Genomic DNA, 12,717 nt, shown 5'->3' with positions numbered 1-12,717 from the left:
GGTTGATAGGCCAGATCTGGAAGCCCGGTAACGGGTGGAGGTGACTGGTACTAATAGGCCGAGGGCTTGTCCTCAGTTGCTCGCGTCCACTGTGTAGTTCCCAGACAACGAACGGTTGTGCTGGCTGAACAGTTCCACTTCATCAATTGAAAAGTGTGCTTGTTCGCTGCCCGTTCGAGACCTCTTTTGAGAGGTGTCTGACAGGGTTTCGGTGGTCATAGCGTGAGGGAAACGCCCGGTTACATTTCGAACCCGGAAGCTAAGCCTTACAGCGCCGATGGTACTGCAGGGGGGACCCTGTGGGAGAGTAGGACGCCGCCGAACAATCTTTGGAGGACCCTTGGTCCCCAGCGACTCGCTGGGGACCAAGGGTCCTTTTTGTTTTTCCGAAGCGCGCCGGGTACCCGGCTGCGCGAGAATGACTTGCGGTACCGAAGACAGGAGTCACCCATGTCCACCAACTCTCCCGACGAGCGACCGGAGCGCGACGAGCGCCGTCGTGACAGTGGTGACCGCGGTGGCTACCGCGGAGGCCCGCGCCGCGACAACGACCGGCGCGACAACGACCGTGGCGGCTCCGGCCGGCGTGACGACCGCGGCAGCGACCGCGGTGGCTTCCGCCGCGACGACCGGGACCGTGGCTTCCGCCGGGACGACAACCGCGGGGGCGGCGGTGACCGTGGTGGTTTCCGTCGCGACGACAACCGCGGTGGCGGTCGCCCGCCGTTCCGCCGCGACGACCGTCCGACCGGCGGCCCCCGCCGCGAGGACCGGCCCGGCACCCCGCGCCGTGACGACCGGGACCGTGGCTTCCGCCGGGACGGTGACCGTCCCGCGTACAACCGCGACGACCGGCAGAGCGGTCCGCGCAGGGACGACGACCGCGGTGGGTATCGCCGCGACGACCGTGGCGGTGACCGTGGTGGCTTCCGCCGTGACGACAACCGCGGCGGTGACCGCGGCGGTTTCCGCCGGGACGACAACCGGGGCGGCTTCGGTCGCGACGACCGCAGGGACGACCGCGGTGGCTTCCGCCGGGACGACCGGGGCTCCGACCGCGGTGGTTTCGGCCGGCGCGACGATCGTGGTGGCGATCGCGGTGGCTTCCGCCGCGACGACCGCGGCGGCGAGCGCCGTGGTGACGACCGTGGTTTCCGGCGTGACGGAGACCGCCCGCCGTTCCGCCGCGACGACCGTCCGACCGGCGGCCCCCGCCGCGAGGACCGGCCCGGCACCCCGCGCCGTGACGACGACCGCGGCGGTTTCCGGCGTGAGGAGCGGGGCGGTGACCGTGGTGGTTTCCGTCGTGACGACAACCGCGGTGGCGGCGGTGACTTCCGCCGTGAGGAGCGGCGCGACGATCGCGGCGGTTTCCGCCGCGACGACAACCGCGGGAGCTTCGGCCGTGATGACCGCCGGGACGACCGCGGCGGAGACCGTGGCGGCTTCCGGCGTGAGGAGCGGGGCGGTGACCGTGGTGGTTTCCGTCGTGACGACAACCGCGGTGGCGGCGGTGACTTCCGCCGCGAGGAGCGGCGCGACGACCGTGGTGGTTTCCGCCGCGACGACCGCGGCGGCGACCAGCGCGGCGGTGGCTTCCGCGGACGGGACGACCGGGGCCGCGGCGGACCGCGCCGGGACGACCGGGGCGGACGCCCCGGAGGTTTCCGGGGCCGTGACGACCGGGCCGGCGGCGGGCGGTACCGCGACGAGCGGGACCGTGACCGCGAGCCGATCAAGCGGTTGCCGATCCCGGACGACGTCACGGGCGACGAGATCGACAAGGACGTGCGGCAGGAACTCCAGAGCCTGCCCAAGGGCCTGGCCGAGGACGTCTCGCGCAACCTGGTGATGGTGGCCCGGCTCATCGACGAGGACCCCGAGGGCGCCTACGCGTACTCGCGGATCGCGCTCCGGCTCGCGTCGCGGGTCGCGGCCGTCCGCGAGGCCGCCGGCTTCGCCGCGTACGCCAACCAGAAGTTCAGCGAGGCGCTCGCGGAGTTCCGTGCCGCACGCCGGATGACCGGCGGTGTCGAACTGTGGCCCGTCATGGCGGACTGCGAACGCGGTCTCGGCCGGCCGGAGAAGGCGCTGGACATGGCCGGGGCGCCCGAGGTCCAGAAGCTGGACAAGGCGGGACAGGTCGAGATGCGGCTCGTCGCGGCCGGTGCCCGGCGGGACCTGGACCAGCTCGACGCGGCGATCGTCACGCTCCAGAGCCCGGAGCTGGCGTCGAACTCCGTCCAGCCCTGGACAGCGCGCCTGCGCTACGCGTACGCCGACGCGCTCCTGGCCGCCGGCCGCGAGGACGAGGCCCGCGAGTGGTTCGCCAAGGCCCTCGAGTCGGACAAGGACGGCAGCACCGACGCCTCCGACCGGCTCGCCGAGATGGACGGCGTCGAGTTCGTCGACGCGTTCGACGAGGACGAGGACACGAACGGCGACGAGCGGGGCCGGACGGTGGCCGCGGACGCGGACGGCACCGGAACCCGCGACGGTGACGGCGAGGTGGCCGCTGACGTGGCCACGGACGACGTCGACGACCTCGACGAGCGGGACGGGAACAAGTAGGGACGGCGCCGCGCCGGCGACCGGCCCCCGGTCCGGCGAGCGGAACGCGTGGGCGGCGGGACTCCGTGAGGAGCCCGCCGCCCACGCGGCGTTCCGGGCGGTGCCGGAACCGGACCGCTCCCGCGGCCCGGCCGGCGTGCCGTCAGGGGCTGACCGCCCGCAGGACCAGGCCGGACGCCGGCTTGGGGCCGAAGGACGTGGACTTGCGGGGCATCGTGACGCCCTGACGGGCGAGGTCGCGGACGACCTCCTCGCGCACCGGGTGCATCAGGACGGCCGTTCCGCCGTCGCGTTCGGCCTTCTCCACCGTGGCCGTCGTGTCGTGGATGTACGCCACGTGCTCCGGGGAGTCCTCCGGGATGCCCCACACATGGTCCAGGAGCGTCGCGTGCAGGACCGTCGCGTCGAGGGTCCGCCAGGCCTCCGGCCGGCCGGCCGGGACCGTCGCGGCCAGCAGGTCCGCCGACGGCCGGTCGACCAGGTGGAACGAGCCGTCGCCGGCGAGGAGGAAGGCGTTTCCGCCGGAGGCGGCCTCCGCCAGCGACTCCAGGGCGCGATCGAGCGGCACGTCGAGGCGGCGGACCCGGAAGGCGTCGCCGAGGGCCGCCACCGCGTCGGCGACCGGCAGGCGGTGCAGCAGACGGTGGATGGCCCGTACCCGGAGCGGGTAGCGCGAGGTGTCCACGAGGAGGACGAGGCCGTAGTCCCAGGGGCTCGGCGAAGGGTGCTCCGCACGGAGCCGCAGATAGGTGGCCCAGCGATGGTGGCCGTCCGCGATCAGCGCCTGGTGACGGGCGAGGTCCGTGCGGATCTCCGCCAGTTCCGCCGGGTCGGTCACCTCCCACAGGCGGTGGCCCACGCCGTCCTCGGTGGTCGTGGCCAGCAGCGGGGGCCGCCGCGCGGTCCGCTCCACGACGGCTGCCGCGCCGCTTCCCGCGCCGTCGCCCCGGTAGGTGAGCAGCAGGGGTTCGAGGTTGGCCGACGTGGCGCGCATGAGATCCGCGCGGTCCGCCACGATGTGCGGCATCACGTCCTCGTGCGGGAGGACGACCCCGTCGGAGGGCTCGGAGAGCCGCAAGGTGCCGATCACTCCGCGTTGCAGCAGGCCGCCGTCGCGCTGCTCGTACACGTACAGACCGGGCTCGGCGTCGGTCGTCAGCACGCCCTCGGCCCGCCAGCGGCGGAGGGTGTCGGCGGCCTGCCGGTTACGGGCGGCGGGCGAGTGGTCCTGCGGAAGGATCAACCGCACGATGTTGTGCGGGTCCGCCGATTCGAGTTCGAGCAGGCCGTCCGGCCGGACGATCACGTCGTACGGCGGGGATGTCACGGCGGCCAGGCTGCCGACCCGGTCGGGGTCGTAGCGCAGCCCGCGGAACGGGACGAGGTCGAGGCCGTCCCGCTGCGGTGTTTCCTCCTCGGGACCCGGATAGTTCATTGGGGCATCGTAAGTGTGTGCGCCGGATGCGCGATGATCGGGGCAAAGGGATCGAACGAGGAGCGATGTGCAATGAGCCGGACCGTCAGGACGCGGCCCGAGGCAAGCGGTCAGGCCCTGAGCGAGGCGTACGACACGGCGCTGCTGGACCTGGACGGAGTGGTGTACGCCGGGGGGAACGCCATCGCGCACGCCGTCGAGTCCCTCGCGGCGGCGCGCGACGGCGGCATGCACCTCGCGTACGTCACGAACAACGCGCTGCGGACGCCGGACACGGTGGCCGGGCACCTCACGGAGCTGGGCATACCGACGGCGGCCTCGGACGTGATCACCTCGGCGCAGGCGGTGGCCCGACTGATCGGTGAGCAGGTGCCCGCGGGTGCGCGGGTGCTGGTGATCGGCGGTGAGGGCCTGCGGGTGGCGCTCCGCGAACGAGGGCTGGAGCCCGTCGACTCGGCGGACGACGACCCGGCGGCCGTCGCGCAGGGCTACGGCGGCCCCGACCTGCCCTGGTCGCGGTTCGCCGAGGCGAGTTACGCCGTCGCGCGCGGGGTGCCCTGGTTCGCGTCGAACACCGACCTGACGATCCCGAGCGGGCGCGGCATCGCGCCGGGCAACGGCGCCGCGGTGGAGGTCGTCCGGATCGCCACCGGTGCCGAGCCGCAGGTCGCGGGCAAGCCGCTGCCTCCGATGCACCGCGAGACGGTCCTGCGGACCGGCGCGCGGCGGCCATTGGTGGTCGGCGACCGGCTGGACACGGACATCGAGGGCGCGTTCAACGGCGGGGTGGACTCGCTGCTCGTCCTGACCGGTGTGACGGACGGGGCGCAACTGCTCGCCGCGCCGCCGCGGCACCGCCCGACCTACGTGGACACGGACCTGCGCGGGATGCTCACCGGGCAGCCGGAGGTCGAGCGGGCGGGGAGGGGATTCCGCTGCGGCGGCTGGACGGCCGCGGCGGGCGGCGAGGAACTGGAGCTGTCCGGCGACGGCGAGCCGGTCGACGCCCTGCGGGCCCTGTGCGCCGCCGCCTGGACGGCCGCGGGGGAGTCCGGCTGCGAGCTGGACGGGGGCAAGGCACTGGCGCGACTGGGCCTCTAGGAGCGCCCGGGCCGGGCCCCGCACGGCGACCGCCCCGGGCGGGGCGCGTGGGTGCGCGGCGGTGGTGGCCAACAGGGCTGCCGTACACGGTGCTTCGGTGGCGGGACGGAGGGGCGCCGAGCATCGATGCGAGGGTAGGCTAACCTAACTACGTGTTGGTCGAGAGCCCTCCAGAACCGCGCGCGGAAGCCGCCCCCGCGCCCCCGATCCGCCGGGCGGCGCGGACCCTCGGACTCCTGCTGTCCGTGGGCGTCCTCGCCCTCGTGGCGCTCGCGAGCATCGCGATCGGCGCGAAGGCACTGCCCCTGGACCAGGTGTGGCACGGCCTGTTCCACGACTCGGGGACCTTTGCCGACGTGGTGGTCCGCGACCGGGTCTCCCGGACGGTCCTCGGACTGCTGGCCGGCGCCGCCCTCGGCCTGTCCGGTGCCGTCCTCCAGGCGCTCACCCGCAATCCGCTGGCCGACCCCGGGCTGCTCGGCATCAACGCCGGGGCGTCCGCCGCGGTCGTCACCGCGATCACCTTCTTCGGCGTCACCTCGCTGAGCGGCTATGTCTGGTTCGCCTTCGCCGGCGCGGCGGCGGTCGGCGCGCTCGTCTGGTTCCTGGGCGGCAGCCGGGGCGCGACCCCGGTGCGGCTGGCGCTCGCCGGCACCGCGATCAGCGCCGCGCTCTACGGCTACCTCCAGGCCGTGATGATCTCGGACGACGCGGCGCTCGGCACGATGCGCTTCTGGACCGTCGGATCACTGGCCTCGGCGACCGACTCCACCATCCGCCAGGTCGCTCCCTTCCTCGCCGTCGGCACCCTGCTGGCGCTGGGGCTGGCCCGCCCGCTGAACGCCATGGCCCTGGGCGACGACACCGCCCGCGCACTCGGCGCCGACCTGAACCGCACCCGGGCGCTGTCCATGGCGGCGGCGACCGTGCTGTGCGGCGCCGCGACCGCGGCCTGCGGGCCGATCGTCTTCGTCGGGCTCATGGTCCCGCACGCCGTCCGGTCCTTCACCGGGCCCGACCTGCGCTGGATCCTGCCGTACGCCACCGTCCTGTCGCCCGTGCTGCTGCTCGGTGCCGACGTCATCGGCCGGATGATCGCCCGACCGGCGGAACTCCAGGTCGGCATCGTCACCGCGGTCCTCGGCGGACCCGTCTTCATCTTTCTCGTACGGCGACGGAGGACGGCCCAGCTGTGAGGACCCCACCCATCCGCACCGTCCGCCCGCCCCGCGCTCCGGCACCCCGGCGCGTCCGGTCCCTGCGCACCGCGGGCGGGCTCTCCGTACGCCTCGACGTCCGTACCGCCGTCGTGGTCCTGTCCCTGCTGGCCGCCGCCGCGGCGGCCGGTGTCGCGCTGATCGGCACCGGGGACTTCCCCATCCCCGCCGCCGACGTGATCAGGACCCTGTTCGGCGGGGGCAGCGTGAGCCAGCGGTTCGTCGTCGAGGAGCTGCGGCTCCCGCGGGTCCTGGTCGGACTGCTGGTGGGCGCCTCGCTCGGGCTCGGCGGCGCCCTGTTCCAGTCCATCTCCCGCAACCCGCTGGGCAGTCCCGACGTGCTCGGCCTCGGGCAGGGCTCGACGGCCGGCGCGCTCGTCGTGATCGTCCTGTTCTCCGGCAGCGCGACCGAGGTCGCCCTCGGTGCCCTCGGCGGCGGCCTCGTGACGGGACTGGCCATCTACCTGCTCGCGTGGAGGCGCGGTGTGCACGGCTACCGGCTCGTGCTGGTCGGCATCGGTGTCTCCGCGGTCGTCACGGCGCTCAACGGCTACCTGCTCACCAAGGCCGACATCGTCGACGCGGCCCGGGCCGTCGTCTGGATGACCGGCTCGCTCGACGGACGGGGCTGGGAGCAGGTCCTGCCCCTGCTCGTCCTCTGCGGTGTCCTCGTCCCCCTCGTCCTCGCCAACGCCCGCGGGCTGCGCATGACGGAGATGGGCGACGACGTGTCGTACGCCCTCGGGGTGAGCGTCGAGCGCACCCGGCTGCTGCTGATGGCGGCCGCCGTGCTGCTCACCGCCGGGGCCACGGCCGCCGCCGGCCCGGTCGGCTTCGTGGCGCTCACCGCGCCGCAGCTCGCCCGCCGGCTCACGCGGGCGCCCGGCCCGAACCTGGTGGCGTCGATGTGCATGGGCGCGACCCTGCTCGTCGTCGCGGACTGGGCCTCCCAGCGTGCCTTCGGCGCCGACCGGCTGCCCGTCGGCGTGGTGACCGGCGTCCTCGGCGGCGCCTACCTGCTCTGGCTCCTGGTCACCGAGCGCAGGGCGGGCCGGATATGAGCCGCCGCCCGGCGGAAGCCGCCCCCGCGACCGCGGAAGAGACCACCCCAAGGAGCACTGTGAACCGGCTGTCCGCCGACCGCGTCACCCTCGGCTACGACCAGCGCGTCATCGCGGAGGACCTGTCGGTGGAGATCCCCGACCACTCCTTCACGGTGATCGTCGGCCCGAACGCCTGCGGCAAGTCCACCCTGCTGCGGGCCCTGTCGCGCATGCTGAAGCCCTCCCGGGGGCGGGTGCTGCTGGACGGGCGGACGATCCAGTCGTTGCCCGCGAAGAAGGTGGCCCGCACCCTCGGCCTGCTGCCGCAGTCGTCGATCGCCCCCGACGGCATCACGGTCGGCGACCTCGTCGGCCGGGGCCGCCACCCCCACCAGGGGCTGCTGCGCCAGTGGTCGGCCGAGGACGAGCGGGTGGTCGGGGAGTCGATGGCCGCGACCGGCGTCGCCGAACTCGCCGACCGCTACGTCGACGAACTCTCCGGCGGCCAGCGCCAGCGCGTCTGGATCGCCATGGCCCTCGCGCAGCAGACCCCGCTGCTGCTCCTCGACGAGCCGACGACCTACCTCGACATCCAGCACCAGATCGACGTCCTCGACCTGTGCGCCGAACTGCACGAGAGCCAGGGCCGCACCCTGGTCGCCGTCCTGCACGACCTCAACCACGCGGCCCGTTACGCCACCCACCTGATAGCCCTGCGCGGGGGCCGGGTCGTCGCCGAGGGCGCGCCGAACGACATCGTCACCGCCGAACTGGTCGAGGAGGTCTTCGGACTGCGCTGCCAGGTCATCGACGACCCGGAGACGGGAACGCCGCTCGTGGTGCCCGCGGCCCGCCGCTCCCGGCCGGCCGCGGCGGTCCCGGCGGCTACAGAAGGGACCTGAGCCGGAACAGGTCCCGCAGACCCGCCTCCAGTCTCACCCGGCCCGACCCCCACGCCTTCGCGAAGTTCAGCCGGCCGTCCACCAGCGCCACCAGGTCGTCGCCGGTCATGGCCAGACGGATCTGCGCCCGGTCCGGGGGCGGCCCCTGGAGCGTGTCCAGCACCTCGATCCGGCCGTCCCGCAGGCGGCCCGTGAACGTGACGTCCAGGTCGGTGACACGGCAGCTCAGCGACCGGTCCAGGGCCGCGGCGGTGCGCACGTCCCCTTCCGCGCTCGCCATGGTGTCGGAAAGCTTGTCGAGTGCGGCCCGGCACTCCTCAGTCGTCGCCATCGTGATCGACGGTACCGCAGCGCTTCGCGGTAGCGTCGGGGCATGAGCGACTCAGTCCCCGAGGGCGGCCTCCCGCGCGACCCCGCGGCCCCGGAGCCCGCCGCCCCGGCGCCGCCGCGGCCGGAACCGGCGTACGACCCCGCCGCCCCCGCCCCCCTGGACGTCCCGCGCGTGCCCTCGGGCGACGCCGACGTCGACGCCCGGCTCGCCCGGCTCGCCGACGCCGACCACCTCGCGACGGACGGGCACGTCGAGGTGTACGAGGATGTACACCGGGGGCTGCGCGACGCGCTCACCGCGCTCGACGCCCGCCCGGGACCTCCGGCGCCCCCGACGACGTACCCGAGGAGCTGAACCGAACGTGGCAGGAGTGGCGCGCCGACGCCTCGACGCCGAACTGGTCCGCCGCAAGCTCGCCCGCTCGCGCGAGCACGCGGGGCAGCTGATCGCCGCGGGCCGGGTCAGCGTGGGCAAGACCCTCGCGACCAAGCCCGCCACCCAGGTGGAGACCGCGGCGGCGATCGTCGTCACCCGGGACGACGGCGACCCCGACTACGTCTCCCGCGGCGGGCACAAGCTCGCCGGGGCCCTCGCCGCCTTCGTACCGCAGGGGCTCGAGGTCGAGGGCCGCAGGGCGCTCGACGCCGGCGCCTCCACGGGAGGCTTCACCGACGTCCTGCTGCGCGCGGGTGTCGCGCACGTCCTCGCCGTCGACGTCGGCTACGGACAACTCGCCTGGTCGCTGCGCAACGATGAACGCGTCACCGTCAAGGACCGTACGAACGTACGCGAGTTGACGTTGGAGGCGATCGATGGAGAGCCCGTGGACCTGGTTGTCGGGGATCTGTCCTTCATCCCGCTCGGACTGGTGCTGCCCGCCCTCGTGCGGTGCGCGGCGCCGGATGCCGACCTGGTGATGATGGTCAAGCCGCAGTTCGAGGTGGGGAAGGAGCGGCTGGGCAGCGGCGGTGTCGTACGCAGCCCCGAGCTGCGCGCCGAGGCGGTGCGGGCGGTGGCCGCCCGGGCCGCGGAGCTGGGACTCGGCGTGCGGGGGGTGACCGCGAGTCCGCTGCCCGGACCCTCGGGCAACGTCGAGTACTTTCTGTGGCTGCGGGCCGGGGCACCCGAACTCGACCCGGCCGACGTTGACCGTGCAGTGGCGGAGGGGCCGCGTTGACACAGACCCGAGCTCGTACTGTTTTCCTGCTCGCCCACACCGGGCGGCCCGCGGCCATCCGCAGCGCCGAACTGGTCGTCGAGGGGCTGCTGCGCTCCGGGATCGGTGTGCGGGTCCTGGAGGCCGAGGCCGCCGACCTGCCGCTCCCGGACCGGGTGGAACTCGTCAAGGAGGCCACCCCGCAGTGCCTCGACGGCTGCGAGCTGCTCATCGTCCTCGGCGGAGACGGCACGCTGCTGCGCGGCGCCGAGTTCGCCCGCGCCTCCGGTGTCCCGATGCTCGGGGTCAACCTGGGACGCGTCGGCTTCCTCGCCGAGGCGGAGCGCGACGACCTGGACAAGGTGGTCGACCGGGTGGTCACCCGCTCCTACGAGGTCGAGGAGCGCATGACCGTCGACGTGGTCGTGCACCGCAACGGCGACATCGTGCACACCGACTGGGCGCTGAACGAGGCCGCCGTGCAGAAGGTGTCCGCCGAGAAGCTCCTCGAGGTCGTGCTGGAGATCGACGGGCGGCCCGTCACCGGGTTCGGCTGCGACGGGATCGTCTGCGCGACCCCGACCGGCTCGACGGCGTACGCGTTCTCCGCGGGCGGGCCGGTCGTCTGGCCCGAGGTGGAGGCGCTGCTCATGGTGCCGATCAGCGCGCACGCCCTGTTCGCCAAGCCGCTGGTGACCTCGCCGGACTCGGTGCTCGCCGTGGAAATGCTGCCGCACGTCCCGCCGGGGGTGCTGTGGTGCGACGGGCGGCGCACCGTGGAACTGCCGCCCGGCGCGCGCGTGGAGGTGCGGCGCGGTGCCGTGCCGGTACGCCTGGCGCGGCTGCACCACGCCTCCTTCACCGACCGGCTCGTCGCCAAGTTCGCCCTGCCGGTGGCCGGCTGGCGGGGGGCTCCGCACTGAGGGCTCCCGTCACCGGTCCCGCCGGAGGCGGAGGAGGGCTCCCGGCGCTCCCGGCGGCACGCCCGGCCGTCCGGCGCGGACCGCCCCCGGCGCGAAGCCCACTCACGCGGGTGACAGCGGCGGCTTGGCCCGCCCCCGCCACCTGCGCTTTCGTGCCGGCGGGGCGGGGCCCGTCGCACACCCGGCCCCCGACCTCGTAAGGTCGTGTCCGTGTTGGAGGAGATGCGGATACGGTCGCTCGGGGTCATCGACGACGCGGTGGTCGAGCTGTCGCCCGGCTTCACCGCCGTGACCGGTGAGACCGGCGCGGGCAAGACGATGGTGGTCACCAGTCTCGGGCTGCTGCTCGGCGGACGGGCCGACCCCGCCCTGGTACGGATCGGCGCCAAGAGCGCGGTCGTCGAGGGGCGGATCACCGTGCCCGAGGGCGGGACGGCCGTGGTGCGGGCCGAGGAGGCCGGGGCCGAGCTCGACGAGGGCGCGCTGCTGTTCAGCCGTACCGTTTCGGCCGAAGGGCGGTCGCGGGCGCACCTGGGCGGACGGTCGGTGCCGGTGGGCGTGCTGGCGGAGCTCGCCGACGAACTCGTCGCGGTGCACGGCCAGACCGACCAACAGGGCCTGCTCAAGCTGTCCCGGCAGCGGCAGGCGCTGGACCGGTACGCGGGCGACGCGGTCGCCGTGCCGCTCGCCAAGTACACCGGCGCCTACCGCCGGCTGCGGGCCGTCTCCGCCGAACTCGACGAGATCACCACCCGCGCCCGCGAACGGGCCCAGGAAGCCGACATGCTGCGCTTCGGCCTGGAGGAGATCGCGGGCGTCGAACCGCGCGCGGGCGAGGACGCGGAGCTCGCGGCCGAGGCGGAGCGGCTCGGCCACGCCGAGGCCCTCGCCTCGGCCGCCACGGCCGCGCACGCCGCGCTCGCCGGCAACCCCGAGGACCCGGAGGGCATCGACGCGACCACCCTCGTCGCGGGCGCCCACCGCGCGCTGGAGGCCGTGCGCGCGCACGACTCCGCCCTCGCCGGTCTGTCCGGGCGGATCGGGGAGATCGGCATCCTCCTCGGGGACGTGGCCGGGGAACTCGCCGGATACGCCGACGACCTCGACGCCGATCCGCTGCGGCTGGCGGCCGTCGAGGAGCGCCGGGCCGCGCTCACCCAGCTGACCCGGAAGTACGGCGAGGACATCGACGCCGTGCTCGCCTGGGCCGAACAGGGCGCCGCCCGGCTCACCGAACTGGACGGCGACGACGACCGGCTCGGCGAGCTGACCGCGGAACGCGACGCGCTCCGCGCCGAACTGGGCGGCCTCGCCCAGGCGCTGACGGACGCCCGCGCGGAGGCCGCCGAGCGCTTCGCCGCCGCGGTCACCGCGGAACTCGCCTCGCTCGCGATGCCGCACGCGCGCGTGTCCTTCGACATCCGGCAGAGCGACGACCCGGACGGGGTCGAGGTCGGCGGGCGCGCGGTCGCCTACGGCCCGGCCGGCGTCGACGAGGTGGAACTGCTGCTCGCCCCGCACCCCGGGGCGCCGCCCCGGCCCATCGCCAAGGGCGCCTCGGGCGGTGAGCTGTCCCGGGTGATGCTCGCGGTGGAGGTCGTGTTCGCGGGGACGGACCCGGTGCCGACCTACCTGTTCGACGAGGTCGACGCCGGCGTGGGCGGCAAGGCCGCGGTCGAGATCGGCCGCCGGCTGGCCCGGCTGGCCCGGACCGCCCAGGTCGTCGTCGTGACCCACCTGCCGCAGGTGGCCGCCTTCGCCGACCGGCAGCTGCTGGTCGAGAAGACCAACGACGGGTCGGTGACCCGGTCCGGGGTCAAGGTCCTCGAAGGCGAGGAGCGCATTCGCGAACTGTCCCGGATGCTCGCCGGCCAGGAGGACTCGGAGACGGCCCGGGCGCACGCCGAGGAACTGCTGGCGACCGCGCGCGCCGACGCCTGAGGCGGCCGGCCGGCCGCCGTGAGCGCAGTGCCGGCCGGCCCGACGCGCGGTGCGGACCGGCGACCGCCCGGCTCCGTGAACGGCCTGCCCGGGGTCG

11 protein-coding genes, 1 rRNA gene and 1 pseudogene are annotated in these 12,717 nt (G+C 74.4%); 11 read left to right on the top strand and 2 right to left on the bottom strand.

Annotated elements, in window-relative coordinates:
• The first annotated feature begins 207 nt into the window (after positions 1–207).
• The 3 genes and pseudogenes from rrf (at position 208) to ACGFS9_RS31005 (ending at position 2,571) form a co-directional block, all read left to right on the top strand.
• Positions 208–324 (top strand): 5S ribosomal RNA (gene rrf / locus ACGFS9_RS31015).
• Between the two features lie 126 nt (positions 325–450).
• A pseudogene (locus ACGFS9_RS31010) lies at positions 451–1,569 on the top strand (hypothetical protein); the annotation flags it as partial.
• A 219-nt stretch (positions 1,570–1,788) separates the two neighbouring features.
• Positions 1,789–2,571: a hypothetical protein gene (locus ACGFS9_RS31005; protein ID WP_393257891.1), complete on the top strand. Its 783-nt coding sequence runs from the start codon at positions 1,789–1,791 to the stop codon at positions 2,569–2,571.
• A gap of 142 nt (positions 2,572–2,713) precedes the next feature.
• Here the strand turns inward: ACGFS9_RS31005 and ACGFS9_RS31000 are convergent, their stop codons facing one another.
• On the bottom strand, positions 2,714–4,006 hold the full coding sequence (locus ACGFS9_RS31000; protein WP_393257880.1) for a DUF1015 domain-containing protein: 1,293 nt from the start codon (positions 4,004–4,006) through the stop codon (positions 2,714–2,716).
• A 72-nt stretch (positions 4,007–4,078) separates the two neighbouring features.
• Here ACGFS9_RS31000 and ACGFS9_RS30995 point away from each other — a divergent pair, with 72 nt between their 5' ends.
• The 4 genes from ACGFS9_RS30995 to ACGFS9_RS30980 all read left to right on the top strand — a co-directional run bounded on the left by ACGFS9_RS30995 (position 4,079) and on the right by ACGFS9_RS30980 (position 8,269).
• A complete protein-coding gene (locus ACGFS9_RS30995) occupies positions 4,079–5,107 on the top strand; it encodes an HAD hydrolase-like protein (RefSeq protein WP_393257877.1) in 1,029 nt (342 codons plus the stop codon).
• A 152-nt stretch (positions 5,108–5,259) separates the two neighbouring features.
• Positions 5,260–6,303, top strand: a complete 1,044-nt coding sequence (locus ACGFS9_RS30990; protein WP_393257875.1) for a FecCD family ABC transporter permease — start codon at positions 5,260–5,262, stop codon at positions 6,301–6,303.
• A complete protein-coding gene (locus ACGFS9_RS30985; RefSeq protein WP_393257873.1) occupies positions 6,300–7,385 on the top strand; it encodes a FecCD family ABC transporter permease in 1,086 nt (361 codons plus the stop codon). The genes ACGFS9_RS30990 and ACGFS9_RS30985 overlap by 4 nt, the downstream gene beginning before the upstream one ends.
• On the top strand, positions 7,382–8,269 hold the full coding sequence (locus ACGFS9_RS30980) for an ABC transporter ATP-binding protein (protein ID WP_393257871.1): 888 nt from the start codon (positions 7,382–7,384) through the stop codon (positions 8,267–8,269). Before ACGFS9_RS30985 ends, ACGFS9_RS30980 begins: the two co-directional genes overlap by 4 nt.
• Here ACGFS9_RS30980 and ACGFS9_RS30975 read toward each other — a convergent pair.
• On the bottom strand, positions 8,253–8,600 hold the full coding sequence (locus tag ACGFS9_RS30975; RefSeq protein WP_393257869.1) for an SCP2 sterol-binding domain-containing protein: 348 nt from the start codon (positions 8,598–8,600) through the stop codon (positions 8,253–8,255). The two genes, ACGFS9_RS30980 and ACGFS9_RS30975, sit on opposite strands and share 17 nt — an antisense overlap.
• A 42-nt stretch (positions 8,601–8,642) precedes the next feature.
• Here ACGFS9_RS30975 and ACGFS9_RS30970 point away from each other — a divergent pair, with 42 nt between their 5' ends.
• The 4 genes from ACGFS9_RS30970 (at position 8,643) to recN (ending at position 12,620) form a co-directional block, all read left to right on the top strand.
• Positions 8,643–8,954 carry a hypothetical protein gene (locus tag ACGFS9_RS30970; RefSeq protein ID WP_393257867.1) on the top strand — a complete coding sequence of 104 codons (312 nt, stop codon included), beginning with the start codon at positions 8,643–8,645 and terminating at the stop codon, positions 8,952–8,954.
• Between the two features lie 7 nt (positions 8,955–8,961).
• Complete coding sequence (locus tag ACGFS9_RS30965; protein ID WP_393257865.1) at positions 8,962–9,777, top strand: TlyA family RNA methyltransferase; 816 nt, start codon at positions 8,962–8,964, stop codon at positions 9,775–9,777.
• Positions 9,774–10,679 carry an NAD kinase gene (locus ACGFS9_RS30960; RefSeq protein WP_393257862.1) on the top strand — a complete coding sequence of 302 codons (906 nt, stop codon included), beginning with the start codon at positions 9,774–9,776 and terminating at the stop codon, positions 10,677–10,679. Before ACGFS9_RS30965 ends, ACGFS9_RS30960 begins: the two co-directional genes overlap by 4 nt.
• 222 nt (positions 10,680–10,901) lie before the next feature.
• Positions 10,902–12,620 (top strand): DNA repair protein RecN, encoded by a 1,719-nt coding sequence (gene recN, locus ACGFS9_RS30955; protein WP_393257888.1) that lies wholly within the window; start codon positions 10,902–10,904, stop codon positions 12,618–12,620.
• The last annotated feature ends 97 nt before the right edge of the window (positions 12,621–12,717 follow it).

This window comes from Streptomyces sp. NPDC048566 (assembly GCF_043199735.1).
In the GTDB taxonomy this organism is placed as follows: domain Bacteria; phylum Actinomycetota; class Actinomycetes; order Streptomycetales; family Streptomycetaceae; genus Streptomyces.
The sequence above is the reverse complement of the archived record's forward strand: the minus strand, read 5'-3'. Positions and strand labels throughout refer to the sequence as shown.